This is a genomic window from Nocardia sp. NPDC051321, from assembly GCF_044455225.1.
In the GTDB taxonomy this organism is placed as follows: domain Bacteria; phylum Actinomycetota; class Actinomycetes; order Mycobacteriales; family Mycobacteriaceae; genus Nocardia.
Genome location: NZ_JBITEM010000015.1, coordinates 93,918 through 117,991, shown reverse-complemented (window position 1 = coordinate 117,991; position 24,074 = coordinate 93,918). Strand labels below are relative to the sequence as shown.

The 24,074-nt window shown below is 66.6% G+C and carries 23 protein-coding genes; 18 read left to right on the top strand and 5 right to left on the bottom strand.

What is annotated here, in order from left to right; all coding sequences use genetic code 11:
* The first annotated feature begins 96 nt into the window (after positions 1-96).
* The 4 genes from hemW to ACIA8C_RS32850 all read left to right on the top strand — a co-directional run bounded on the left by hemW (position 97) and on the right by ACIA8C_RS32850 (position 3,574).
* Positions 97-1,272 (top strand): radical SAM family heme chaperone HemW, encoded by a 1,176-nt coding sequence (hemW, locus tag ACIA8C_RS32865; protein WP_397141705.1) that lies wholly within the window; start codon positions 97-99, stop codon positions 1,270-1,272.
* A gap of 328 nt (positions 1,273-1,600) precedes the next feature.
* On the top strand, positions 1,601-1,810 hold the full coding sequence (locus ACIA8C_RS32860; protein WP_107654883.1) for a hypothetical protein: 210 nt from the start codon (positions 1,601-1,603) through the stop codon (positions 1,808-1,810).
* A 234-nt stretch (positions 1,811-2,044) separates the two neighbouring features.
* Positions 2,045-2,866, top strand: a complete 822-nt coding sequence (locus ACIA8C_RS32855; protein WP_397141458.1) for an alpha/beta hydrolase — start codon at positions 2,045-2,047, stop codon at positions 2,864-2,866.
* 54 nt (positions 2,867-2,920) lie between these two features.
* Positions 2,921-3,574 carry a histidine phosphatase family protein gene (locus ACIA8C_RS32850; protein WP_397141456.1) on the top strand — a complete coding sequence of 218 codons (654 nt, stop codon included), beginning with the start codon at positions 2,921-2,923 and terminating at the stop codon, positions 3,572-3,574.
* A 26-nt stretch (positions 3,575-3,600) separates the two neighbouring features.
* On the opposite strand, the gene ACIA8C_RS32845 is transcribed toward ACIA8C_RS32850, so the two are convergent.
* Positions 3,601-4,878, bottom strand: coding sequence for a helix-turn-helix domain-containing protein (locus ACIA8C_RS32845; protein WP_397141454.1), 1,278 nt, complete (start codon positions 4,876-4,878; stop codon positions 3,601-3,603).
* Between the two features lie 675 nt (positions 4,879-5,553).
* Here ACIA8C_RS32845 and ACIA8C_RS32840 point away from each other — a divergent pair.
* Entirely contained in the window at positions 5,554-5,847 is a 294-nt protein-coding gene (locus ACIA8C_RS32840; RefSeq protein ID WP_397141452.1) for a hypothetical protein, read from the top strand.
* Between the two features lie 142 nt (positions 5,848-5,989).
* Positions 5,990-7,156, top strand: coding sequence for a DMT family transporter (locus ACIA8C_RS32835; protein WP_397141450.1), 1,167 nt, complete (start codon positions 5,990-5,992; stop codon positions 7,154-7,156).
* Positions 7,157-7,265: 109 nt separating this feature from the next.
* Here ACIA8C_RS32835 and ACIA8C_RS32830 read toward each other — a convergent pair whose 3' ends face one another.
* Positions 7,266-8,201, bottom strand: a complete 936-nt coding sequence (locus ACIA8C_RS32830; protein ID WP_397141448.1) for a helix-turn-helix domain-containing protein — start codon at positions 8,199-8,201, stop codon at positions 7,266-7,268.
* Positions 8,202-8,966: 765 nt separating this feature from the next.
* Between ACIA8C_RS32830 and ACIA8C_RS32825 the strand changes: the two genes are divergently transcribed.
* Positions 8,967-10,133, top strand: a complete 1,167-nt coding sequence (locus ACIA8C_RS32825) for a DUF3558 family protein (protein ID WP_397141446.1) — start codon at positions 8,967-8,969, stop codon at positions 10,131-10,133.
* Positions 10,134-10,467: 334 nt separating this feature from the next.
* On the opposite strand, the gene ACIA8C_RS32820 is transcribed toward ACIA8C_RS32825, so the two are convergent.
* On the bottom strand, positions 10,468-10,698 hold the full coding sequence (locus tag ACIA8C_RS32820; protein WP_397141444.1) for a hypothetical protein: 231 nt from the start codon (positions 10,696-10,698) through the stop codon (positions 10,468-10,470).
* Between the two features lie 245 nt (positions 10,699-10,943).
* On the opposite strand from ACIA8C_RS32820, the gene hrcA reads away from it, so the two are divergent.
* The 3 genes from hrcA (at position 10,944) to ACIA8C_RS32805 (ending at position 14,009) form a co-directional block, all read left to right on the top strand.
* Complete coding sequence (hrcA, locus tag ACIA8C_RS32815) at positions 10,944-11,975, top strand: heat-inducible transcriptional repressor HrcA (protein ID WP_397141442.1); 1,032 nt, start codon at positions 10,944-10,946, stop codon at positions 11,973-11,975.
* 141 nt (positions 11,976-12,116) lie between these two features.
* Positions 12,117-13,268 (top strand): molecular chaperone DnaJ, encoded by a 1,152-nt coding sequence (gene dnaJ / locus ACIA8C_RS32810; protein ID WP_397141440.1) that lies wholly within the window; start codon positions 12,117-12,119, stop codon positions 13,266-13,268.
* Positions 13,269-14,009 (top strand): 16S rRNA (uracil(1498)-N(3))-methyltransferase, encoded by a 741-nt coding sequence (locus ACIA8C_RS32805; protein ID WP_397141438.1) that lies wholly within the window; start codon positions 13,269-13,271, stop codon positions 14,007-14,009.
* A gap of 26 nt (positions 14,010-14,035) precedes the next feature.
* Here ACIA8C_RS32805 and ACIA8C_RS32800 read toward each other — a convergent pair whose 3' ends face one another.
* A complete protein-coding gene (locus ACIA8C_RS32800) occupies positions 14,036-15,271 on the bottom strand; it encodes an MFS transporter (protein WP_397141436.1) in 1,236 nt (411 codons plus the stop codon).
* A gap of 146 nt (positions 15,272-15,417) precedes the next feature.
* Here ACIA8C_RS32800 and ACIA8C_RS32795 point away from each other — a divergent pair, with 146 nt between their 5' ends.
* The 6 genes from ACIA8C_RS32795 to era all read left to right on the top strand — a co-directional run bounded on the left by ACIA8C_RS32795 (position 15,418) and on the right by era (position 20,831).
* Positions 15,418-16,353 (top strand): LysR family transcriptional regulator, encoded by a 936-nt coding sequence (locus ACIA8C_RS32795; RefSeq protein WP_397141434.1) that lies wholly within the window; start codon positions 15,418-15,420, stop codon positions 16,351-16,353.
* Between the two features lie 127 nt (positions 16,354-16,480).
* Complete coding sequence (locus ACIA8C_RS32790) at positions 16,481-17,572, top strand: PhoH family protein (RefSeq protein ID WP_397141703.1); 1,092 nt, start codon at positions 16,481-16,483, stop codon at positions 17,570-17,572.
* Between the two features lie 74 nt (positions 17,573-17,646).
* Positions 17,647-18,201: an rRNA maturation RNase YbeY gene (gene ybeY / locus ACIA8C_RS32785; RefSeq protein WP_040732959.1), complete on the top strand. Its 555-nt coding sequence runs from the start codon at positions 17,647-17,649 to the stop codon at positions 18,199-18,201.
* Positions 18,198-19,556 (top strand): hemolysin family protein, encoded by a 1,359-nt coding sequence (locus ACIA8C_RS32780; RefSeq protein WP_397141432.1) that lies wholly within the window; start codon positions 18,198-18,200, stop codon positions 19,554-19,556. The genes ybeY and ACIA8C_RS32780 overlap by 4 nt, the downstream gene beginning before the upstream one ends.
* Positions 19,553-19,933 carry a cytidine deaminase gene (locus tag ACIA8C_RS32775; RefSeq protein WP_397141430.1) on the top strand — a complete coding sequence of 127 codons (381 nt, stop codon included), beginning with the start codon at positions 19,553-19,555 and terminating at the stop codon, positions 19,931-19,933. The genes ACIA8C_RS32780 and ACIA8C_RS32775 overlap by 4 nt, the downstream gene beginning before the upstream one ends.
* On the top strand, positions 19,926-20,831 hold the full coding sequence (gene era / locus ACIA8C_RS32770) for a GTPase Era (RefSeq protein WP_379282572.1): 906 nt from the start codon (positions 19,926-19,928) through the stop codon (positions 20,829-20,831). Before ACIA8C_RS32775 ends, era begins: the two co-directional genes overlap by 8 nt.
* A gap of 117 nt (positions 20,832-20,948) precedes the next feature.
* On the opposite strand, the gene ACIA8C_RS32765 is transcribed toward era, so the two are convergent.
* Positions 20,949-22,388 carry an amidase gene (locus ACIA8C_RS32765; RefSeq protein WP_397141428.1) on the bottom strand — a complete coding sequence of 480 codons (1,440 nt, stop codon included), beginning with the start codon at positions 22,386-22,388 and terminating at the stop codon, positions 20,949-20,951.
* A gap of 191 nt (positions 22,389-22,579) precedes the next feature.
* Here ACIA8C_RS32765 and ACIA8C_RS32760 point away from each other — a divergent pair, with 191 nt between their 5' ends.
* Together ACIA8C_RS32760 and ACIA8C_RS32755 are read left to right on the top strand one after the other, a co-directional pair.
* Positions 22,580-23,446, top strand: a complete 867-nt coding sequence (locus tag ACIA8C_RS32760) for an alpha/beta fold hydrolase (RefSeq protein WP_397141426.1) — start codon at positions 22,580-22,582, stop codon at positions 23,444-23,446.
* Positions 23,433-24,032, top strand: coding sequence for a TetR/AcrR family transcriptional regulator (locus tag ACIA8C_RS32755; RefSeq protein ID WP_397141424.1), 600 nt, complete (start codon positions 23,433-23,435; stop codon positions 24,030-24,032). Before ACIA8C_RS32760 ends, ACIA8C_RS32755 begins: the two co-directional genes overlap by 14 nt.
* Positions 24,033-24,074 lie beyond the last annotated feature (42 nt).

The window sequence follows — 24,074 nt, the reverse complement described above, 5'->3', positions numbered from 1 at the left end:
CGGTGGTCGTTTGTCCAGCGCGGGTGCGGGTCAGTGGCAGCGGACCTGCACACTAGAGGGGTGAGTTCACCTGCGGCTATCCCTGTCGGCACCGAGATGTCGGAACCGGTGCTCGGTGACTTCGGGGGCGGTCCGTTCGGGATCTACGTGCACGTGCCGTTCTGTGCGACACGGTGCGGATACTGCGATTTCAACACCTACACGGCGGGTGAACTTGGGACCTCCGCGTCGCCGCAGTCCTGGCTCGAAGCGCTGCGGGGCGAGTTGGCAACGGCGGCACAGCGGTTCGCGGCGCTGCCGACCGCGACACCCGAGGTGGCGACGGTATTTGTCGGCGGCGGCACCCCCTCACTGCTCGGTGGCGACGGGCTGTCCGCGGTGCTCGACGCCGTGCGCGCGAACTTCACCCTGGCCGCCGACGCCGAGGTGACCACCGAGTCCAACCCGGAATCCACCGCACCCGAATTCTTCGAGCGCCTCCGCGCGGCCGGGTTCACCCGGATCTCCCTCGGCATGCAATCAGCCGCCGCCCACGTGCTGAAGGTGCTCGACCGCACGCACACCCCCGGCCGTGCCGTCGCCGCCGCGAAGGAAGCCCGCGCCGCCGGGTTCGACCACGTGAATCTCGACCTCATCTACGGCACCCCGGGCGAAGGCGACAGCGATCTCGACGCCAGCCTCGACGCCGTACTCGCCGCGGGCGTCGACCACGTGTCCGCCTACTCGCTGATCGTCGAAGACGGCACCGCGCTGGCCCGCCGCGTCCGCCGGGGCGAACTCCCCGCCCCCGACGACGACGTGCTCGCCGCCCGCTACGAACGCATCGACGGCCGCCTCGCCGCCGCGGGCCTGACCTGGTACGAGGTATCCAATTGGGCCGCAAGCGAAGCCGCGGCCTGCCGGCACAACCTCGGCTACTGGGACGGCGGTGACTGGCTCGGCGCAGGCCCCGGCGCACACAGCCACGTCGGCGGCGTCCGCTGGTGGAACATCAAACACCCCGCCCGCTACGCCGACCGCGTCACGCTCGGCGGTCTTCCCGCGGCAGGGTGGGAAACCCTCACCGCCGACGAGCGCTACACCGAACGCGTCATGCTCGCCGTCCGCCTCCGCACCGGCCTGCCCCTCACCGACCTCGATCCCGCCGGGCTTGCCGCCGCCGACCGAGTCATCGCCGACGGCCTGGCCACCCGCGCGGCGGACCACCTCATCCTCACCGACCGAGGCCGGCTCCTGGCCGACGGCGTAGTCCGTCAGCTCCTTGTCCCCTGACGCGTAGGTCATGCGCGCTCGGTCAGGGCGCGGGGAGTACCGCGCGACTCGTAGGCGTTGGTGTGTGACGCAACGCTCATCACGCACCCGGCTTGTGGCAGCCGGACCTGTCGCCGATCGCCGCAGGCGTCAAGTGGGCTCGCCTGCTCCGTAACCGCCTCACCACCGGGGCGAGTGCGGCAGCTGACCCCGGCCGACGCGCCGCACCGGCGACTCGGTTGCCAGCTCTACGCCGCCCGACCGAGCCTGTTCAGCGAACTGCTGGGTCGGTTCGGCTGTCGCGGAGCGAGCCCGCCTTGTAGGCTTCGATCAACCCCCAAGGAGATTCATGTCCCCGGCACGACACATCACCCTCATCCACGAACCGGGCGAATTCGCCGAGGCGCGGGCAAATGAAAAGGCCGAAACTGCGCGACAGAGCGCGGTGGCCGCACGCACCGTAGCCAGCTATTCACAAAATGCCGACGATTGCCAGTCCCTATTGGCGATGCTCGGCTTGGACGCACTCGCCGGCAAGCAAGCCAGGGTCTGCGACTAGTCGAAAACCCTTCCCGCCGGCCGATGCCACTCGCGGGGAGACCGCCCGTACGCGGTGCGCGAGCGCCGGGCCGAACGGGTTACGAAAACCCCAGCGCCGCGCGATCATTGAGGTCGTGCGGTGTCTGCTGTCCGGACGCGTCAGCTGGTCCGGACCGCTTCGAGCCGCTGACTGACGAATTCACTGCCCGCCGCGTCGCGCAGCTCCCGTACAGCGCCGTCCTAGGAGGTTTTCGTGTCGAATCCCACCGCACGCCGTCCGGTTGTGTTCATCCACGGTCTATGGATGCACAGCAGCAGTTGGGGCGCATGGCTCGACACGTTCGACCGTGCGGGCTATCAGACGTTCGCACCCGGCTGGCCTGGCGATGCCGCAACCGCCGACGCCACCCGTAAGAACCCCGGCGCACTCAACAATCGCGGCATCGGCGAGGTCACCGAGCATTATGCGAAGTTCATCGCCGACCTGCCGATGCCGCCCGTCGTCATCGGACATTCCTTCGGCGGGCTGATCGCCCAGAAGTTGCTCGGTTCGGGTTCGGCCAGCGGATGCGTCGCGATCAATCCCGCCCAGTTCCGCGGCGTGCTGACCTTGCCGTTGGCCCAGGTCGCGAGTGTGCTGCCGGTGCTGAGCAAGCCTTGGCTGCGCGGTAAAACGTGGTCGCATACGCCGGAGAGCTACCACCGCGCCTTCGCCAACGCGATCCCCCGCGAAGAATCGGACAAACTGTTCGCCACCCACGGCATCCCCGCTCCCGCCCGCCCCCTGTTCCAGGCGGGCCTGGCCAACTTCGCGCCGAACAGCGAAGCCGGCGTCGACACCAAGCGTGCCCGTGGCCCCCTGCTGATGCTTGCGGGCGACCGCGATCGCCTTGTCCCGGAAGCGACAGTCCGCGCCGAGTACAAGATCCAGCGCAAAAACCCCGGCAGCACCGAGCTCGTCGTCTTCCCCGATCGCGGCCACTCCATGCCCGTCGACCGCGGCTGGCGCGAAATCGCCGACACCGCACTGGATTTCCTGGCAAATCAGAACCTGCCCGCCCACCTCGAGGACTGATCCGTCGACGCCCCCGAGTCTTGTCGTACCGGAACCGTCGACCTGCTGTATGCGGTGCGGCACGGCCAGAGCACCGCGAACGCGGCTGTCGCCGCGAACGCACCCATGGCGTGGGCCGACGACATGACTGTCGCCCTGACCGATCTTGGCAGGCGGCAGGCGACCGCTGTCGGCCGGTGGTTCGCCGCCCTCGACGCGGAAATGTTGCCTGACCTGGTGTTGTGCTCGCCGTACCTGCGAGCCGTGCAGACCTGGCAGCTCATCGAGCAGCAATTGCGGGCGGCGAATCGTGATCTGCCGGACCACCGCATCGATCAGCGCGTCTACGACCGGCACCGCGGCGAACACGAACGCCTATCGCCCGCCGCTGTGCGGAAGAACTTCCCCGAGGAAGCCGCGAAGGAAGCCCGCGACCCGCTCGGCTATCGGCCACCCGGCGGCGAATCGTTCAGGGACGTCGCCGACCGCCTGCGCTACGTTGCCGCCGACCTGGCAGCCGACCACCGACACCGCCGAGTGCTGATCGTGGCGCACGACGCGATCGTCCTGTTCCTTCGCCAACTTCTCGAAAACCTCACCGACACAGAGGTTCTCGCTCTCGCCGAAGCCGGTCTCGCGGGCAATGGCTCGATCACCAGCTGGCAGCGCACCGCCGACGGTTACCGCCTACTGGTCTACGATCAGCGCTCCCATTTGCCACACCCCTGAGGCATCGAGTCGTGTCCTGATCGAGGTCACCGCTCGATGATGTTGTCCCGCATACCTTGTGGCAGTCCAACCACGAGTTGCGACACATTCCGGCGAACCTGACCCACCCGCAGTTCCGGCGGCAGCGACTGCCAGACCTGCCGAATCTGTTCGCGCGCATGGTCCAGCTCGCCCTGCCGGGTCCACAACGTGGCCATGTCGAGATCGAGCAGCGCACGGCCGACCTGATCCTTCTCGGCCATCGGCAATTCGAGCATGCGATCACGGATCGACTCGGCCGCCCGCCAGTCACCGATCGAACTCAGCGCATGCGATTGATGCCAGCGCAGAATGTATTCGGAGGTGCCGAGATTGTCGTCGGTCGTCGCCGTGTCGGGCAGTGCGGCGAACATCCGGTCCGCCTTGTTGACCGCCTCCAACGCGTCCCGGCGCCGCCCGATTCTGGCCTGGATGCCCGCCTCGGCCAGCAGCCCGAACACGCCGGCCGCCGTCGGGCCGCGGCCGCTGGCCGCCTGCGCCGAACGGGCCGCGGTCAAACCCTGATCGAGGGCATGCCGATAGCACTCGTGGGTGTGCGCCATGTGTCCGGCCAGCCAGGCCTCGAGCGTCGGGTCGCCGGCCTGCCTTGCGGCGCGGCGCGCCTTGGCGAACCACATGAAGGTGTCGTGCAGATCGGCGACATCGTTGAGCCGAAAGGCGATGAGCCCCGCGATAATTGCCTCGATGCGGTGCAGCCGCCTGCGCAGATCCGCGGAGTGGTCGGTCAGCTTCACCTGCTGGACCTGGGCCAGATCGCGCATCCGCGCCGGAATGTATTCCGAAGGGGGCTGGACGTATACGAGATAGCCGCTCAGTTCGAGGCCTTCTTCCAACGCGCGCACGGTATCTCGCGCGGTGGAGCCGACCTGGCCAGCGGGGGTGACGATCAGGCGGCTCGGCAGTGGTGCCGGCGCGGGATCGTCGTCGGTGTAATCATGTCCGAAACCGAGCCGGTCCGGCCGGGTGCGGTACAACTGACACAAGGCGTCGAGGAACTGATACGACGGCATGTCCAAGCCGGTTTCCCAGCGCGACACGCTCTGATGCGACAGCCCGCGGCACGACGAGCCGTCGGCTGTGACGATTTCCTGCAATCGGTGCGCGACATCGACGAGCGTGAACCCGTACGCGATGCGATGGGCGCGCAGCAACGAGACGCCGCAATGCGACCGGACCGCGTGTACCTGGTCCCATGTCGATCCACCGGCGGCCTCGTATTCGCGGACCACCCTCCTTCCGCACGCGATGCTGTGCGGCCCGTTCATTCAATTCCCCCTTGCTGCCCTCACCTCAGCAATACGCGAACGCACGCTGTGTTGTCGGTCGGTGCGCCGCGCCAAGACGCGCTGTACTGCGGTTTCGCTCGCTCACGCGGACTCGTGCTGACCCTGCTAGCCCCGAGTCCGGTCGTGCGCGAAGGCGCATCGTGTTGGTTCGCTCGCGCATGCTCACCCATGGCTCACCCTGCTAGCCCTGAGCTCGGTCATGCGCGAGGGCGCACTATGTCCTCGATTCGCTCGCTCACGGCTCACCCTGCTAGCCCTGAGCTCCCTCGTGCGCGAAGGTGCACTGTGTTGTCGGTTTGCTCGCTCACGCATACTCATGGCTCACCCTGCTAGCCCGAGTTCTTTACGCGCGAGAGCGCTTCGTGTTGTCTGTTCGCTCGCTGTCGCTCGCTCATGACTGCACCTCGCTGGCGCTCGGTTCCGTCATGCGCGAGAGCGCACTGTGTTGTCGGTTCGCTCGCTGTCGCTCGCTCACAACATCTCCAGATCACTGCTGTTCCACTACCCGAACACGCATGACGATCTGCGTTGTCCGTGCTTACGACCGTATCCGCGTCCTGGTCCTTCGTCCATAAACATCGCGTTCTGCACGCCTGGCGCGCAAGGGCGGGGCAATCTATGGCCGGTCGCGGCGATCAGCGGCACCCTAGGGGCATGAGAAGAATCGTCATCGTCGGTAGGGTCCTGGCGAACCCGGAATGCACCGCCGACGAGGATGACCCCGTGTCATTCGCCCACAAGATGGTGCACGTAATGACGCCTATCGCGACTGCGGTGACCGCGCTGGCCACCTTCGTGACCTGCGCCTCGGCAATGAACACCGTGGCAGTGACGGTATTGGCCGCCGCGTGGGTGCTAGCCGGTTGGCTGGCCCGCGGGCGGCGCTGCCAGTGCCGGCCAGACCGGCGGCATGTCCGGTTACACCATGCCGCAGGGGGTTCCGCCTAGTCGAAATGCCACATGTAACTGAGGCACGCACGGGCACGTGACGCCGCAGCGGGACTTGTTTAGCCCCATACCGTTGTAGCTGCGGCGAATCACGTAAAAAATACCCGGGAGTACGGTTCCGGGTGTCGGTCATATCGGTAATGTGAGCGACATCAACGGGTCCGCGATCGTACAAAGCAGACAGTCAACTGACCTGCGCGGTATCGGAGCGCTGGTCCTGTTAACCGCGTCTTTCGCCATGCTCACGGTGCTGTCACGCTATCTCGGTAACGGTTTCACTCCCGCCCAACAGGTCTATCTTCGCACGGGCCTGGCGTTCTTCATCGCGATAGTCGTATTCAGTCGGTGGATCCGCTGGCGCATCATCCTCCGGACCCGCATGCGGGAATGGTGCGTGATCGTCGGACGCACTGTCCTGCTGTACGTAGTAGGGACCACATTATTTTCCAAAGCCGCGGGAATGACGGCGGTGAGCGACATTTCGTTCATCGCCGCCCTCCCGCTGGTCTCCGCGCTCGGGATGCTGTTGCGTAGCGTGCGCGTCTCCGCCGTCCGGGTGGTGTTCGTCGGCGGCTCCGCCGTCGGTGTCGCGATCCTGTCGGGATTCGGCGGAAATGCCGCGAGCTCGCTCAACTACGGCAACCTGATCGCGCTGGTCGCCATGGTGGCAATGTCGTTGGGTTATCTCGGACGGGGTTGGCACGACGGCACTTTGAACAATCACGAGCTCACCGCGTTGACCCTCGGCGTCGGCGCCGTTGGCGTTGTGCTGACTTCCGTTGTGCAAGGAGACAGTCTGCCGGATATTCCAGCGCACACATCAGCGGTAATGCTGTGGGCCGCAGTCGGTCTCGCCGGTGTGCTGAGTGTACTGAATGTCTTTCTCATCAATTATTCGTTCGAGCGCGTGGACCCGGTGCTCAGCGGCAACATGCTCACCGTCGAATGCGTGTGGGGCCTGCTGTTCGGATTGTTCTTCTTCGGCCAGATGCCCACCTGGAGCGGAATCCTCGGCGGCACAGTCATTGTGCTGTGCGCCCTAGCCCTCAACCTGCTGGACGGCCGCCCCACCCCCGCCGAAGACAAGCCCGAAGACAACGAACCCGCACCAACCCCAATCACCACGCCACACCCGGATTTCGCCCTGGCCACCGCCGACCAAACAGCCCCCGTCCTCCGAATGTACCTACCAGACAACATAAACGACCAACACCCCCACCCCGAAGAAGAAGCAGCAAGCCATTCCTGGATCGGAGCCTGGGTAAACGACCCAGCCAACAACCGAACCCCACACAGCCAAGCCAGCTGACCCCAAGCCGACTTGACGTACGTTGCATGCTCCTGACGCATGCTGCAACCTGCGTCAGGAGCGCGTTTCGTACGTTAAGTCGTTGGTTACCAACCGGAGTGGGGCGTGTTCAGGGGGTGTAGTCTTTGGCGATCTTGCGGATGAGTGTGCGGCTTTGGGGTTCGTTCAATGCGGAGCGCTGTAGGGCGGCGTGGGCTTGCTGGTATTGCTGGACCTCGTCGGATTTGTCTAGGTACAGCGCGTTGGTGTGGTTTTGCAGGTAGACGATCGGCGGCTCGGTGAGATGCGCCGTGGGGTGTGTTGGGAATTCGAGGAGCACGAACGGTCCAACGGCAAGTCCGGCGTAGGCCTCTGCGCCGAGCGGGATCACCCGCACCGAAACGTTCGGCAGCTCGCCAATTCGGGCAAGGTGAGCGAGCTGATCGGCCATCACCGCCGGGCCGCCGATCGCTCGGCGTAGGACGCATTCGTCCATGATGGCCTCGATGGTCAACGGGTTGTCGGCATCGGTCAGCCGGGCCTTGCGCCGAGTGAACAGTTCGACGCGCAGTTCCACTTCGGAGGCGGCCATTGCGGGTGATTCCACCCTGGTCATTACCCGCCGATAGGCATCGGTCTGCAACAATCCAGGCAACAGCACCGTCTGATACGAAATAATCCGCCGCGCCGCTTCCGCCAAACCGACGAACACATCGAAATGCTTCGGAATGGCATCCCCGTACGCACGCCACCACCCGGTGCGATGCGACTCTTCCGCCAGTCCGAGCAGCATGCGCGTCACGTCTTCGCGCGCGTCGTATACCGCGCACAGCCGCTCGATGAACAGCGGATTCAGCCGGACGGGTTGCCCGGTTTCCATCCGCCAGAGTGTTTGCTTGGCAACGCCTATCGCCTGGCGGGCGCATTCCGCGCTGACGCCTGAATTCTCTCGGAGCTCGCGAAGCTGTCGTGCCAGCATGCGTCGCGGGAGGGTCGATCCGGAGGGGGTCACGGCAATTCCCTTTCGTAGCCTCAGTATTGGCCAGGTTTGCAACTGGAACCGCATGACGGGAGTCCTTGGAACCTTGCGAATTTTCCGTGGTTCCACCACTGGGAATCGTTCCCGCCGATAATTTCCGGTGCTCTACTGAAGGCGCGCCCCGGTCCGTGTCGTCGAAGTACTGAAATCCTATCTGCGAGAGCGGGTTCAGGTCCACTCGAATCGCGCGTACCAAGCGACCGATCGAGGGAGTGGCGGTCCGACGTGAACGACCCACCATTCACGGATACCCCGCTGCGCAGATCACCTGTGGTCTACCCGTCCGGAACCCTCCGAAGGAGGTCTCGCGTCATGGCCACCCCGATGCGATACATCCTGCGCGGTCATCATCGACCACCTCCACGCCAGGAGGCGCACTCGCCATGCACGCTCCGTCGCCGAGAAGTCAACTGCCGCAGCCCATCAGTGCGAACGCACAGTTGCGCGGGCCGCGCGACAATCGGCCGGTAATTCTGTGCGTGACTACCTGGTACGCCGTGTCACCACTACATGTCCGCGCAAGCGCCCGGATGCGCGGCCGCGCACCCCGTGTGGCCTGTTGCCGATGAGAAGCCAAGTGCGGCAAGCCTGTCGTGTAAGCAGCGCCGACCACTTGTTGCTGCGTGGCCTACTCCGCACCGGCTCCTGGTCATGAGTTTTGTTCCGGCGGCACGGGTTCCGGCATTGATTCGGTCACGATTCGCTGGGTATTCGAGAATTAACAAGAGAGCGCCCATTATTGGGTTAACCTGCCGTGGATCGTTCGATAAGCCGAGGGAGTTGCCGTTGATAGTGGGCGGCAGTCGGCGCTGGGCGGCCGTGGTAGCGATAGCCACGGTCGCTGTCGCGCTTGGCGGATGCGGCACCATCTCCAAGGAGTCGACCGCGCGGTCCAGCGTCGAGTCCACCGCACCGCGGTCGGTGAAAGCGCAGGTAGGAGCCCCCGGCTCGGCAGAACTGGCCGCCATCGCGCCCGGCACGGCCGACCTGATGGCACGGATCCGCGCCACCGATCCATGCGCGTTGCTGAACCGCGAATTCGCCGAGCGACTCGGTGTTTTCCAGCGCTTCGACCGAAGTCCCGGCGTGGATCGCGGCAGCGGCTGGACCGGCTGCGGATTGATACTCAGTGCCCCTGATGACGCTTACTACTCGTTCAATCTGGAGCTCGACAAGCTTTATACGGCGGACAAACGCGCGGCGGACAAACCCGAACAGATCGACGGTCGCACCGTGTATCGCAGCGCGAGCAGCGACGACCGACCCGACGCGTACAGCTGCGAGTACCGAATCCCGGCCGGAGACACCGGATTCGCGCAGTTCCTCAGCGTCGCCAAGTTGGCGGGCTCGGCGAAGACGCCCGTCACCTGGTCGCAGCCATGCAGCTTCACCAGGGAGTACCTGGCCACCATCATCGACGGTCTGTCGGCATTGCCGCCGCGCGTCATCGATGACCAGGGCGGCCGGTCGCTGCTGCAGCGCAACCCCTGTGCGGCCACCGTCCAGATCAGCGCGCAATTCTCCGGCTGGCAGATGACATCGGTCGGCTGGCCCAAGGCCTACAAGTGCGCGATCACCCTCGTCCAGCCCGGTGGTGCGAACCGTGCCACCGTCGAGGTCTCCTTCGACCAAACCAGCGAGCAGATGGTCAAGACGGGCGAGGTCCTGCGCCTACCGTCGGGCCTCGACGGCGGCCAGTCCATCCAATACGCGCGGCACACGAACGTGGAGGGGTTCACCGGCATAGAGCTGCGCACGGTCCAGTCCACCGACCCGACTCGCCAAAACTCCAGTTGCGCAATCACCTTGAACTACCGCCGGGCCGACCCGCCCACCGCCAGCAACGCCCACCTGCTGACGGTTTCGGTGAACCTCGCTCCAGCGAGCCCGCCGTTCCCCTTCGACGCCTGCACCCAAGCCGCCCAGATCACCCCGACGGTCCTGCACGCGATCCCGTAGGTCCGGGCGCTCGCGTGCTGCCCCATCGGGTGCCTCGTCGTCGAGCCGTGGCAGCCGCGCCTCGTCAAACGCGGCCGCAAATGTCGGACATATCCAACGACATGGCGCAATGTAAAGAAGACGCTCGACGAGCGGTATGGCACAAGGTTGAAGCCTGGCTACGACGACGACGCCAAAATCAATGAGTTGTATGCCGTGGCATAAAGGACGATGAATGGGCGGAAATCTGGGATGACTCGGATGGCGAAGACGATTTGTAGCTAGCTTCCGATCGAGGCGGCGGGTCGTCGATCAACGGACCGCTGCCTGACGGAACTCGCTCCGCCGCCCCGAACTACGACGCGATCACGCCGTTCTGCGGCCACACCTGCGCCGTGTGTGCCCTGATCATGATCCGGGCACACACGGCCCGGAAGATCCCGTCCTCCGGTTGGTCGGTCCGGACGGACTCGTTCGTCTTGTCGATGATCAGGTTGCGGTCGAGGGCGTCTCGTAGGTCGCCGAACTGGTATTCCACTTCGTTCGGATCGTTCCTGATCTGGTTGTAATAGATCAGCAGTGCCATCTTCTGGTCCCCCTGGTCGCGAGCTTGCTTCACTGATTACCGACGCGGCAAGCCACCGATCGGTTCCATCGCGCCGAAAGTTCCCGCACCCACCCGCACCACCCACCCGCCCGGCGTGCAAGCGGGCGATTTGGGTATAGGCAATTAGACTGGTCGGGCAGACGGACCGGGATTCGCATGGTGTTGTGCGATGCGGGGTTCGCCCGTTGCGGCGGACCTGAGGACGAAGCGAGGAGGTGGGGCCGATGTCGAGCACCGAGGACAGGCGCTTCGACGTCCTGCGCGCGATCGTCGCGGACTACGTCGCGACCAAGGAGCCGATCGGGTCGAAGAGCCTGGTCGAGCGGCACAATCTGGGTGTTTCCAGCGCGACTGTTCGTAACGACATGGCGGTGCTGGAGGCGGAGGGCTACATCACGCAGCCGCACACCAGTTCCGGGCGCATCCCCACCGACAAGGGCTACCGGCAGTTCGTGGACCGGATCGCCGAGGTGAAGCCGCTGTCGGGGGCGGAGCGGCGGGCGATCATGGAATTCCTGGAGTCGGGCGTTGATCTGGATGACGTGCTGCGCCGCGGCGTCCGGCTGCTGGCTCAACTGACCAGGCAGGTCGCGGTCGTGCAGTACCCGTCGGTGTCCGCGTCGACGGTGCGGCACATCGAGGTGGTCGCGCTGAATCCCGCGCGACTGTTGCTCGTGGTGATCACCGACACCGGACGCGTCGACCAGCGCCTGGTGGAACTCGGCGCGCTGATCGATGACGAGGATCTGGCCGCCCTGCGCGGCATGCTCGGCGGTGCGATGGACGGCAAGCGGCTGGCACACGCCTCGGCGGCGGTCGCCGAGCTACCCGAGGGGGCGCCGCTGCGCCTGCGCGATGTGCTGGTCCGGGTGTCGACCGTGCTGGTCGAGACGCTGGTCGAGCATCCAGAGGAACGTCTGGTCCTCGGCGGCACTGCCAACCTGACCCGTAACGCGGCCGATTTCGGCTTCCCCGGTTCGCTGCGTGACGTGTTGGAAGCGCTGGAGGAGCAGGTGATCGTGCTCAAGCTGCTGGCCGCCGCGCAACAGCCGGGCACGGTGACGGTGCGCATCGGCGAGGAGACGCAGGTCGAGCAGATGCGCGGCACCTCGGTGGTGTCGACCGGTTACGGCACATCCAGCGCGATCCTCGGCGGCATGGGTGTGCTCGGTCCCACTCGAATGGACTATCCGGGAACCATCGCCTCGGTCGCGGCCGTTGCCCGGTACATCGGCGAGGTGCTCGCCGAACGCTGACGGCTCCGATGCCGCTGATACCCTCGTACTTCCGGCCGGATAAAGTTGAGTGCATCCGACTAATGCTGGCCATCAGCACGCGGTTGGAGCGGTGAAGCACCGTCGGCACTGTCGAGAACGACCAAGGACTAGAGAACTCAAGTGGCACGGGACTACTACGGACTGCTCGGCGTCGCGAAGAACGCGACCGACCAGGAGATCAAGCGCGCCTATCGCAAGTTGGCGCGGGAACTCCATCCCGACATCAACCCGGATGAGACGGCACAGGCCAAGTTCAAGGAAGTGTCGGCCGCCTACGAGGTGCTGTCGGATCCGGAGAAGCGGCGCATCGTCGACCTCGGCGGTGACCCGCTGGAGTCCGGCGGTGGCGGCGGCGGTTTCTCGGGCGCGGGCTTCGGCGGGCTCGGCGACGTGTTCGAGGCGTTCTTCGGCGGCATGAGCAACTCGGGTGGCGCGCGCAAGCCCCGCGGCCGGGTGCAGCCCGGCGCGGACTCGCTGCTGCGGACCCGGCTCAGCCTGGCCGAATGCGCGGTCGGCGTCACCAAGCACCTGACGGTGGACACCGCGATCCTGTGCGATGTGTGTACCGGCGCGGGCACCAACGGCAAGTCCAAGCCGGTGCGCTGCGAAACCTGCGGCGGCGCAGGCGAAGTGCAATCCGTGCAGCGGTCCTTCCTCGGTCAGGTACTGACCTCGCGTCCCTGCCCGACCTGCCGCGGCGCCGGTGAGACCATTCCCGATCCGTGCCACAAGTGTGGCGGCGACGGCCGGGTGCGCGCGCGTCGCGAGATCGCCGCGCCCATCCCGGCCGGTGTCGCGAACGGCATGCGGGTGCGGCTCGCCGCGCAGGGCGAGGTGGGCCCCGGTGGCGGGCACGCCGGTGACCTGTACGTCGAGATCGTCGAGCAGCCGCACGACGTGTTCGTCCGCGACGGCGACGACCTGCACTGCACCATCCGCGTCCCGATGGTCGACGCCACGCTGGGCACCACCGTCGTGATCGACACCATCCTGGACGGCCCCACCGAACTGACCATCGCGCCGGGCACCCAGCCGGGCGAGGTCTCGGTGCTGCGCGGCCACGGTATGCCCCGGCTGCGCTCCGGCGCGCGCGGCGACCTGCTCGCGCACCTGGACATCGTGATTCCCGCCAAGTTGGACGGCAAGCAGACCGAACTGCTGCGCAAGTACAAAGGCATGCGCCCGGGCGAGCGCGCCGAGGTCATGTCCACCCAGTCCGAGCACAACAGTGGCCTGTTCGCCAGGCTGCGGGCCTCGTTCAGCGGGCGCTGATTGGCCGCGACGGTCTTCTACCTCGACGAGGTGCCCGAACCGGGCGCCGTCGCCGTGCTCGACGGCCCGGAGGGCAGGCACGCCGCCACGGTGCGCCGCATCCGGGTGGGTGAGCCGATCACGTTGTCGGACGGGCGCGGTGTGCTCGCCGAATCGGAAGTCGTTGCGGCACAGCGTGACCGGCTGGACCTGCGGGTGCTCGATCGCACTGTCGCGCAACCCGTCTCGCCCCGCGTGACGGTCGTCCAAGCGTTGCCGAAGTCGGACCGCTCGGAGCTGGCCGTCGAGCTGATGACCGAGGCGGGCGCCGACGCGATCATCCCGTGGCAGGCGGCTCGCTGCATCGCCAACTGGGAAGGCAAGGCGGGCAAGGCCGTCGACAAGTGGCGCGCCGCCGCCCGCTCGGCCGCCCGCCAATCCCGCCGCCCCTACATCCCCGAGGTCGCGGACTTACACCGCACGCGTGACCTGCTCGACCTGATCCGAAAAGCTAAGGCGGACGGTGCGATCGTCGCGGCCCTGCACGAATCCGGCACCGGCCGCTTCGCCGAACTCTCGTTCGCCGACGCTGCCGAAGTTGTGCTGATCGTCGGACCTGAGGGCGGTCTCGATGGGGCTGAACTGGCAGCTCTGTCCGAGGCGGGCGCGGACATCGTCCTGCTCGGCCCCACCGTGCTCCGCACCTCGACGGCCGCCGCCGTAGCCTTGGGCGCCCTCGGCGCCCTGACTCCCCGCTGGTAGCGACAGCCGCACCAGGAACGCCGGTGTCAGGTCGCAGTCTGCCTCTGCGCGGGAACAGTGCGGGGCCGGGTTTGAAAGGCCAAGGTGGATACCAGGATCAAGGCCACCACTAACAGCGCCGCAACGCAGACAACAAGTCCCGCCCAGCCTTGCCTTGTGTAGGCGATGCCCGATGCGCCGCCGACAACGCCGCTGCCCACATAGAACGAGAACAGATACAGCGACGAGGCGGCGCCACGATTGCCCGCCGCGATCACCCCGACCCAAGCACTGGCCACCGTGTGCGCTCCGAAAAACCCTGCGGTGCACAGGGACATGCCGAGGATGAGCGTCACCAGGTTGTCGGGGATGGTCAGGGCCAAGCCGACACCCATCAGCACGACCGTGCCCGCGAGCACGCGAGGACGGCCGACACGATCGGCGAGCCGCCCGGCGACCGTCGCGACCGCGGTGCCCGCGAGATAGAGCAGAAACACCAAACCCGCTACCGCGTCGGGCAATTCGAACGGTGGCTGGGTGAGCCGGTAGCCGAGGAAGTTGTAGAGCGAGACGAAGGTACCCACCAGGACCAGCGCGAGCCCGAACAACGCGAGCAGCCCGCGGTTGCGCAGCTGAACGGCGAGATCGCTCAGTACAGTGCGGATTCCAGCAGGCCGGGCGACGAAACCACGCGACGGCGGCAGGCAGCGGACGAACCAGACGGTGCACACCGCAGCCGCCACCGAGATGGTCGCCTCGGCCCAGCGCCACGAGCCGAGGCCGAGGGTGAACGCCGGAATCACCCGTCCGGCCAGCCCGCCCATGCTGGTGCCCGCGATGTAGACGCCCATCGCGGCCCCGAGCCCAACGGTGCCGATCTCCTCCGCGAGATAGGCCATCGCCACGGCGGGCACCCCGGCCAGGGTCAGTCCTTGCAGCGCCCGCCCGGTCAGAAGCACTTCCAGCGACGGACTGAACGGCAGCAGCAGCCCGATCGTCGCCGAACTGATCGCCGACACCGTCATCACTCGCGTGCGACCGATCCGCGAGGACAGCGCGCTCACCGGAATGATCGCCAGCGCGAGAAACGCCGTGGTCAGCGAAACCGCAAGCGCCGCATGGGCCGGCGTCGCGTCGAACGCCGCGGACAGGCTCGGCAGCAGGGCTTGCGCGCTGTACATCGTCGCGAAGGTGGCCAACCCCGCCGCGAACAGCGCGGTGGTGATCCGGCGCTCGTGCGACGTGCGGCTCCCGGCGGCGGGCCGGGTCTTCGTCGAGGTCATGGCTTTCAGAATCGCCCGCACCCCTTCCGAAGGGAAATGAATAATAATGAAGGAGTTCATGCGTTGAGTGCATATAGAGAGCGCAGTTACAACCGCTCTGAGCTGCGCTGTGACGCTCATCACCACATATGCGGAGGTGACACCCGATGCTGAGCGAGGACCTCGAATGGTTCACCACACTCGCCCAACTGGAGCGGGTCGGTGCGGCTGCCGAACGCCTGCACATCGCCCAGCCGACCCTGTCCCGCATGCTCGGCAGGCTGGAGCGCAGGCTCGGCGTCGAGCTGTTCGACCGCCGTGGCAAACGCATCATCCTCAACGAGTTCGGCCGCATCTATTACGAGCACGCCCGCCGCGCCCATGCCGAACTCGACACCGCGGCCAAGTCCATCGCCGACCTGAACAGTCCCGCCAACGGTGTTGTGCGCCTGTCTTTTCTGCATTCCTTCGGCGGCTGGCTGGTCCCGCAACTGCTCGGCGAATTCCGCCGCGGTTCGGCCAGAATCACTTTCGCGCTGCGGCAAGGGCCCGCCGAAATGGTGGCCACCGATGTGCTCGACGGGACATCGGATCTCGGTATCGTCTCGCCGCGCCCGACCATGGCGGGCATCGGCTGGCGCGGCTTGCTGCGGCAGCGGCTCGCGCTGGCCGTGCCAACCCATCATCGGCTGGCAGGCCGCAGACAGGTGCGCCTCGACGAGGTCGCCGACGAGGACTTCATCGCCATGCATCCCGGTTTCGGCATGCGGCGCATCGTCGACGAACTGTGTGCCGCCGCCGACCTGCGCCCGCGGATAGCCTTCGAGGCCAGCGATCTGATCACCGTCGCGGGCCTGGTCGCCGCCGGTCTCGGCGTCGGTGTGCTGCCGGAGGAGGACATCGGCCCGGCGAACTCGCCGCGGGTGGCCGGGGTGAAGGCCGATGTGCGGCTGGCCGGGCCGGTGCTGATCCCGCTCGCGGACGCGGGCGCGACCCGGGAGGTCGGGCTCGTGTGGTCGGCCTCGACGTCGGCTTCGGGGGCAGCGCGACGCTTTCGTGATTTCACCGAGGATTGGGCGCAGCGACGCCGGGGAATCCCCTGATCATCCGGCCCCCGTTAGCGGCTTATTCACTGGGCGGTGTCGGTGGGGCGCGTTAAACTTTCATCAACACAGCAGCACGTCGAGACCGGAAAGCAGGCTATAGCCACTTTTGAGAACACAAGGCGAGATCGGCGACCCGACCACCTCCGCGGCAGGGGCTAGCGCTGACGACAACATCTCGGGTCCCGCAGCACGCACCGTGCGTTCCAGTATCGAACTCGCGCCCGAATCCGTGTTCCCGTTTCTCGGTTCGGCCGACCAGAACCTGCGTGAACTCGAAGAGTTGCTAGACGCGGACATTCACGTCCGCGGCAATTCCGTCACCCTCACCGGCAAGGCGGCCGACGTTGCCCTCGCCGAGCGGGTGATCGAACAGCTCGTCGCGCTCACCGGCCGGAACCGAGTGGTGACCCCGGAAGCGGTGCGGCACACCGTTTCGATGCTCACGGAGGGTTCCTCCGAGTCCCCGGCCGAGGTGCTCAGCCTGGACATCCTGTCCCGGCGCGGCAAGACCGTCCGGCCCAAGACGCTGAACCAGAAGCGCTACGTCGACGCGATCGACGCCAACACCATCGTGTTCGGCATCGGCCCCGCGGGCACCGGCAAGACATATCTGGCGATGGCCAAGGCCGTGCAGGCCCTGCAGACCAAGCAGGTCACCCGGATCATCCTCACCCGCCCCGCGGTGGAGGCAGGCGAGCGGCTCGGCTTCCTGCCCGGCACGCTCAACGAGAAGATCGACCCGTACCTGCGCCCGCTCTACGACGCATTGCACGACATGATGGATCCGGAAGCCATTCCGAAGTTGATGGCGGCCGGGGTCATCGAGGTCGCGCCGCTGGCGTACATGCGTGGCCGGACGTTGAACGACTCGTTCATCGTGCTCGACGAGGCACAGAACACCACGGCCGAGCAGATGAAGATGTTCCTCACCCGGCTCGGTTTCGGTTCGAAGATCGTGGTGACCGGTGACGTCAGCCAGGTCGATCTGCCGACCGGCGCGCGCTCGGGTCTGCGGGCGGCGAGTGAGATCCTCACCGACATCGACGACATCCACTTCTCGTACCTGACCAGCAGCGACGTGGTCCGGCACCGGCTGGTCGCCGACATCGTCGACGCCTACGACCGGGCTGAGTCGGAACGTACGCCGCAGGTCGGCCCGCACTATCCGGGCAATCGGGCGCAGCGCCGGGCCGCGAGTCGAGGCGATCGACACTGAGTTGTGCGCAATGTCGGTCATTCGGTCGACACCCAACGGCGTTGGGTGTCGACCTGCGGCATTAGGCTGACCGGGTGAGTATCGAGATCGCCAACGAGTCGGGTATCGACGTGCCCGAAGAAGATCTGGTCAGTGTCGCGCGCTTCGTGATCACCCGGATGGATGTGCACCCCGCCGCGGAGCTGTCGATGGTGCTCGTCGATCTCGACACCATGGCGGACCTGCACATGCGCTGGATGGACCTACCCGGCCCGACCGACGTCATGTCCTTCCCGATGGACGAACTCGAGCCGGGCGGGCGCCCAGACAGCCCCGAGCCTGGCCCGTCCATGCTCGGCGACATCGTGCTGTGCCCCGAGTTCGCCGCGGGCCAGGCCCGTAAGGCGGGCCACTCGCTCGACCACGAGCTCGCGCTGCTCACCGTGCACGGCGTGCTCCACCTGCTCGGCTACGACCATGCCGAGCCGGAGGAGGAGAAGGAAATGTTCGCGCTGCAGGCCACGCTGCTCGAGGAGTGGTACGAGAGCCTGCGCGAGGCACAGCGGCGGGCCGAGCTCGCCGCCCGAGACGCCAGGTTGCTGGGGAAGGCGGGCTTCACCACACCGGGTGACGCATTAGGACCCGCGTGAATTCGCTGACCCTGATACTGCTTGCCGTCCTGCTCGTCCCAGTGGGGGGATTGTTCGCGGGCATCGATTCGGCGTTGAACACGATCTCGCAGGCCCGCGTCGACGATCTGGTGCGGGCCGACCGGCCCGGCGCGGTGCGGCTGAGCAAGATCGTCGGAGACCGCGCCCGCTACGTGAATCTCATGGTGCTGCTGCGCATTCTGTGCGAAATCGGCGCCACCGTGCTGCTGGCCGCGGCGCTGATCTCGGTCTGGGAGGACGACTGGGCGCTGCTGGTCACCGCCGTCGTGATGGTGCTGGTGTCCTATGTGGTGATCGGCGTCGGCCCGCGTACGTTGGGTCGCCAGCACGCCTATTCGATCGCGTTGGCCGCGGCGCTGCCGTTGCAGTTCATCGGCGCGCTGCTGGGCCCGCTGTCCAGACTGCTGATCCTGCTCGGTAATGCGATCACGCCCGGTAAGGGTTTCCGCAATGGTCCGTTCGCCTCCGAGATCGAGCTGCGCGAGGTGGTCGAGATGGCCAGCGAGCGCGGCGTGGTGGCCGACGAAGAACGCCGAATGATCCAGTCCGTCTTCGAACTCGGCGACACCGCCGCCCGTGCGGTGATGGTGCCGCGCACCGAGATGGTCTGGATAGAAGCGGATAAGACTGCGGCACAGGCGATGTCGCTCGCCGTGCGGTCCGGGCACTCGCGCATTCCGGTGGTCGGCGAGAACGTCGACGACATTCTCGGCGTGGTGTATCTGAAAGACCTTGTGCCCTATGCGGAACGAGGCCGCAAGGTGCTGGTGCGCGAGGTGATGCGCCCGGCGGTGTTCATGCCCGACTCCAAACCTCTCGACAGTCTGCTCGACGAGATGCAGCGCAGGCGCAACCACATGGCGCTGCTCGTCGACGAATACGGCGGCATCGCCGGGCTGGTCACCATCGAGGACGTGCTCGAGGAGATCGTCGGCGAGATCGCCGACGAATACGACACCGACGAGACCCCGCCCATCGAGGACCTCGGCGACGGCCGCTACCGCGTCTCGGCCCGGCTTCCGGTGGAAGACCTCGGCGACCTCTACGGGCTCGACATCGAGGAAGAGGATGTCGACACGGTCGGCGGGCTGATGGCATACGAGCTCGGCCGGGTGCCGCTGCCCGGGTCGAAGGTCGTGGTACACGGGCTGATGCTGCGTGGCGAGGGCGGCGCGGACACTCGTGGGCGGGTGCGGGTGCACACCGTGGTGGTGCGTGCGGTGACGGACAAGGCGAAGGACACCGACGGCGAGAAGCCGAACGGCAAGCGCAAAGGTAATGGCGCGGATCGGGAGACCCCGGCCGGTCGACACGAGGACGGAGACACCGAATGACCGAATTGGATCCCGAGGACAACAAACTGCTGGTGCTGGCACGCGGCGCGATGGGCCGCGCGGGCGGGGCCAGCGGTGCGGCGGTGCGCGACACCGACGGCCGCACCTACGCAGCGGGCGAGGTCGGCCTGGCGGCGCTGCGGCTGACCGCGCTGCAGGCGTCGGTGGCGGCCGCGATCTCCAGCGGCGCAGAGGGATTCGAGGCGGCCGTGGTGGTCGGCGGACGGTTGTCGGACTTCGGGGTCGCCGCCGTGCGGGAGGTATCGCCCGCGGCCAGGATCATCTTCACCGACCGGGACGGTGCGGTATTCGAGATCGTCGACGACTCGCAGCTTGCCGTCGACACGGAGCCGGCCAGCGAGGTGCGCGGTGGCTGACCGCGAATTCCGTTCCGGCTTCGTCTGTTTCGTCGGCAGGCCGAACACCGGCAAGTCGACGCTGACCAATGCCCTTGTCGGCCAGAAGATCGCGATCACCTCTTCGCGCCCGCAGACCACCAGGCACACCATTCGCGGCATCGTGCACCGCGACCACACCCAGCTCATCCTCGTCGACACCCCCGGCCTGCACCGCCCACGCACCCTGCTCGGACAGCGGCTGAACGACCTTGTGCGCGATACGTATTCGGAAGTCGACGTGATCACGCTGTGCATCCCCGCCGACGAGAAGATCGGGCCCGGCGACAAGTGGATCGTGCAGCAGATCAAGCAGATGGCGCCCAAGACCACCTTGCTCGGGGTAGTCACCAAGATCGACAAGGTGAGCCGCGACCAGATCGGCGAGCAACTGCTCGCCCTCTCGAACCTGCTCGGACCCGACTGCGACGTGGTGCCGGTGTCCGCGGTCAAGGGTGAGCAGATCGAGGTGCTCATCGATGTCATCGCCTCGAAAATGCCTGAGGGACCGGCGTTTTACCCCGACGGCGAGCTGACCGACGAGCCCGAGGAAACCCTCATGGCCGAGCTCATCCGCGAGGCGGCACTCGAAGGTGTCCGTGACGAACTCCCACACTCGCTGGCCGTGGTGATCGAGGAGATCCTGCCGTACGAGCAGAACGAGGAAATGCTCGACGTACACGCCATCCTCTACGTCGAACGCCCCAGCCAGAAGTCCATCATCATCGGCAAGGGCGGCGCCCGCCTCAAAGAGGTAGGCACCAACGCCCGCCACCAAATCGAACACATCCTCGGCACCCGCATCTACCTGAACCTGCACGTCAAGGTAGCCAAAGACTGGCAACGAGACCCCAAACAGCTAGGCAAACTGGGCTTCTAGCCCAACGACACCCTCGCGAGCCGTCCCGGTGACTTGACGTACGTTGCATGCTCGTGACGTAGGCATACAGCATGCGTCAAGAGCATGCAACGTACGTCAAGCGGTCTGTGCAGCGCTTCAGCGGGATAGCCACCACGGGGTGGGGCGGTCGCGGTCCCAGTGGAGTTCTGACTCTAGTTGTGCGGCAACCGAAATCAGTAACGGTTCGGTGGAGGCTGTGCCCATTAGTTGGGCGCCGATGGGTAGGCCTGCGTTGGTGAAGCCGGCGGGGATGTTCACGCTTGGCCAGCCGAGGACGTTCCATGGCCAGGTGTAGGGGCAGGCGGCGGTGATGAGGTTGTTGGTGGCGTGGACGCCGATGTTGTCGATGTCTTCGGCGCGTGGGGGAGGGGTTGCGGTGGTGGGGGCCAGGACTAGGTCGTAGTCGTGGAAGAAGGTGCCGATGCGCTTGTGTAGCAAGGGTTCTGCTCGGCGGGCGGCGAAGAGGGCAGGGCCGTCCAGTAGGCGGCCGAGGCGAGTGTTGGCGATGGTGCGTGGATCTACTTGGGCGCCAGGCAGTTTCTGGTGGGCCGCGCGGATGCCTGCCATGGATCGGGGGAGGAATGTTGCGCCGATCATGAGGCCGTAGTGCAGATCGGCGATGGTGACCGTGTGGCCCAGCTTGCGCAGAGTGTCGCCGATGCGTCGTACCGCGGCGGCGATTTCGGGGTCGAGGGCGGTCCTGGTCGCGGTGAACGGGGTGCGTAGCGAGAGTGCGATGCGCAGTCGGCCAAGATCGCGGCCCACCGCTTCGGTGGCGGAAATCGCTGGGGGAGTGTGTAAATCACCTTGATGCGGCCCTGCGGCGACGTCGAGGAGCAGTGCGGCGTCGGCGACCGTGCGAGCCAACGGCCCGTTGACGGTGAGTCCGTAGAACGCTTCGGCGTGCGGCCAGGTCGAGATTCGTCCGCGCTGCGGTTTGATGCCGACGAGATTGGTCCACGACGCCGGGATGCGGACGGAGCCCGCACCGTCGGAACCCAGTGCGGCGGGCACCAATCCGGCCGCCACCGCGGCCGACGAGCCACCGGAGGAGCCGCCGGGCGTGTGATCGGCGGACCACGGATTCCGGGTATACCCGAAGGCGGCCGCACTGGTGAACGGCAACTGCCCGAGCTCACACGTATTGGTCTTGCCGACGATCACCGCCCCGGCCGCACGCAGTCGCCGAACCGATTCGGCGTCTTCGGTTTTCGGTGCGAAGTCGCCACCGCAGCCGAATGCTGTTGGCTCGCCCGCGATATCGGTGTCGTCCTTCACCGCGATCGGCACCCCGAGCAACGGCAGCCGTTCGCCCGCCGCGAGCCGCCGGTCGGCGTCGGCCGCCTCGGCGAGTGCGCGCTCGCGGCGCACGATCCGGAACGCGTTGAGCGTCGACTGCGACGCCTCGATGCGGTCCAGGACGGCGCCGACGGCGGTGACGGAGCTGATCGTGCCCTGCGCGATGGCGGCGGCATGGTCGGCGAGGCCGAACTCGCCGGTCTGCGTCTCGGAGGTTTGCCGAGTGAGGTCCGTCATGTGTGGGCTCCGTCTCGTTGTGCTTTCGGAAGACGGTAGCGCGCAACTGGTCAAGTGACTAGTTCGCGTCCGGTGTCCAGTCCCGCTTCGTGACTCCCGGGGCGTCGATTCCTGGCTTCTATCGGCCAATCCATAGACATACATACCGAATGTATGTAACAGTGTTCGAACCGCGACGCACTGGAGGAACGATGGGAATCAGCACCGAACTCGGCCGCACACACGAGGTGGACCTGCCCGGCGGCCGCATCCGCTACCACGACACCGGGAAGGGCTCGCCGGTCGTTTTCGTGCACGGCCTGCTCGTCAACGCAGACCTCTGGCGCAAGGTCGTCCCGGGCATCGCCGCCGCGGGCCACCGCTGCCTCACTCCGGACTGGCCGCTCGGTTCGCACGAGATCCCGGTCCCGGACGCGAACCTGACCGTGCCCGGCCTCGCCGACCTCATCGCGTCTTTCCTCGACCGCCTGGACCTGACCGATGTCACCGTGGTCGCCAACGACACCGGCGGCGCGCTCACCCAGGTCCTGATGACCCGCCATCCGGCCAGGATCGGTCGGGTGGTGCTCGCCTCGGTGGACAGCTACGAGGCCTTCATGCCGCCACCGTTCAACGTGTTCACCTGGCTGGCCAAGATCCCGGGCTCGATGCGCCCGGTGGTCGAGGTGGCGCGCATCCGTGCGCTGCATTCGACGCCGCTGGTATTCGGCTTGATCGCCAAGCGCCCGCTGCCGCCGGAGATCGCCGACTCCTATCTGGTGCCCAGCCGCGAGTCCGGCGCCGTCCGCAAGAACCTGCGCTTGTTCCTGAAGAACGCGAAGGCTCGCTACACCCTGGAAGCCGCGTCCCACTTCGGCTCGGTCGAGATCCCGGTCCTGGTGGTGTGGGCGGGCGAGGACAAGATCTTCCCGGTGTCCTATGCCGAACGCCTGACCAGGGAACTGCCGAACGCGACGCTGAAGATCATCGACGATTCCTACACCTTTATCTCGGAAGACCAGCCCGAGTTGCTCACCGAGTCGATCCTGGAGTTCACTCGGCTGCATGCCACGCCGTAGCCAGGAGGACCGCTCCCGCACCACCAAGGCCGCGCTCGAGCAGGTCGGCCGACGGCTGTTCACCGAGCGCGGCTTCGCGGCGACCTCGGCCGAGGAACTCGTCACCGAGGCGGGAGTCACCCGCGGCGCGCTGCACCACCACTACGGCGACAAGCGCGGCCTGTTCCTCGCGGTCTTGGAACAGATCGAGGTCGAGACCACCGAGGAGATCGAAACAGCCATCGGCACAGTCGATCCCGACGATGTGATGGCGGGCATGGCGGTCGGCCTCAGTGTCTTTCTCGAGGCCTGTCAGCGTCCCGCGATGCTGCGTATCGCCCTCACCGACGCGCCAGCGGTGATGGGCTGGCAGGCCTGGCGCGAGTTCGAAAGCCGGCACGGTCTCGGCATGATCACAGCAATGCTGGAACGCGCGCGCGGCGCGGGCCTGATCGCCGACGGCCCCATTCAGACGCTGGCGCAGCTGCTGCTCAGCGCGCTCACCGAGTCGGCCTTGATCGTCGCGCACGCCGACGACCCGGACCGTGCCCGCGCCGAGGCGCAACAGGCGGTGCTGCTGCTGATCTCCGGCATCGTGCGGACCTGAATCAGCTCGAGCGCAACCGGGCGCGGCCGACGGACGCGCGCT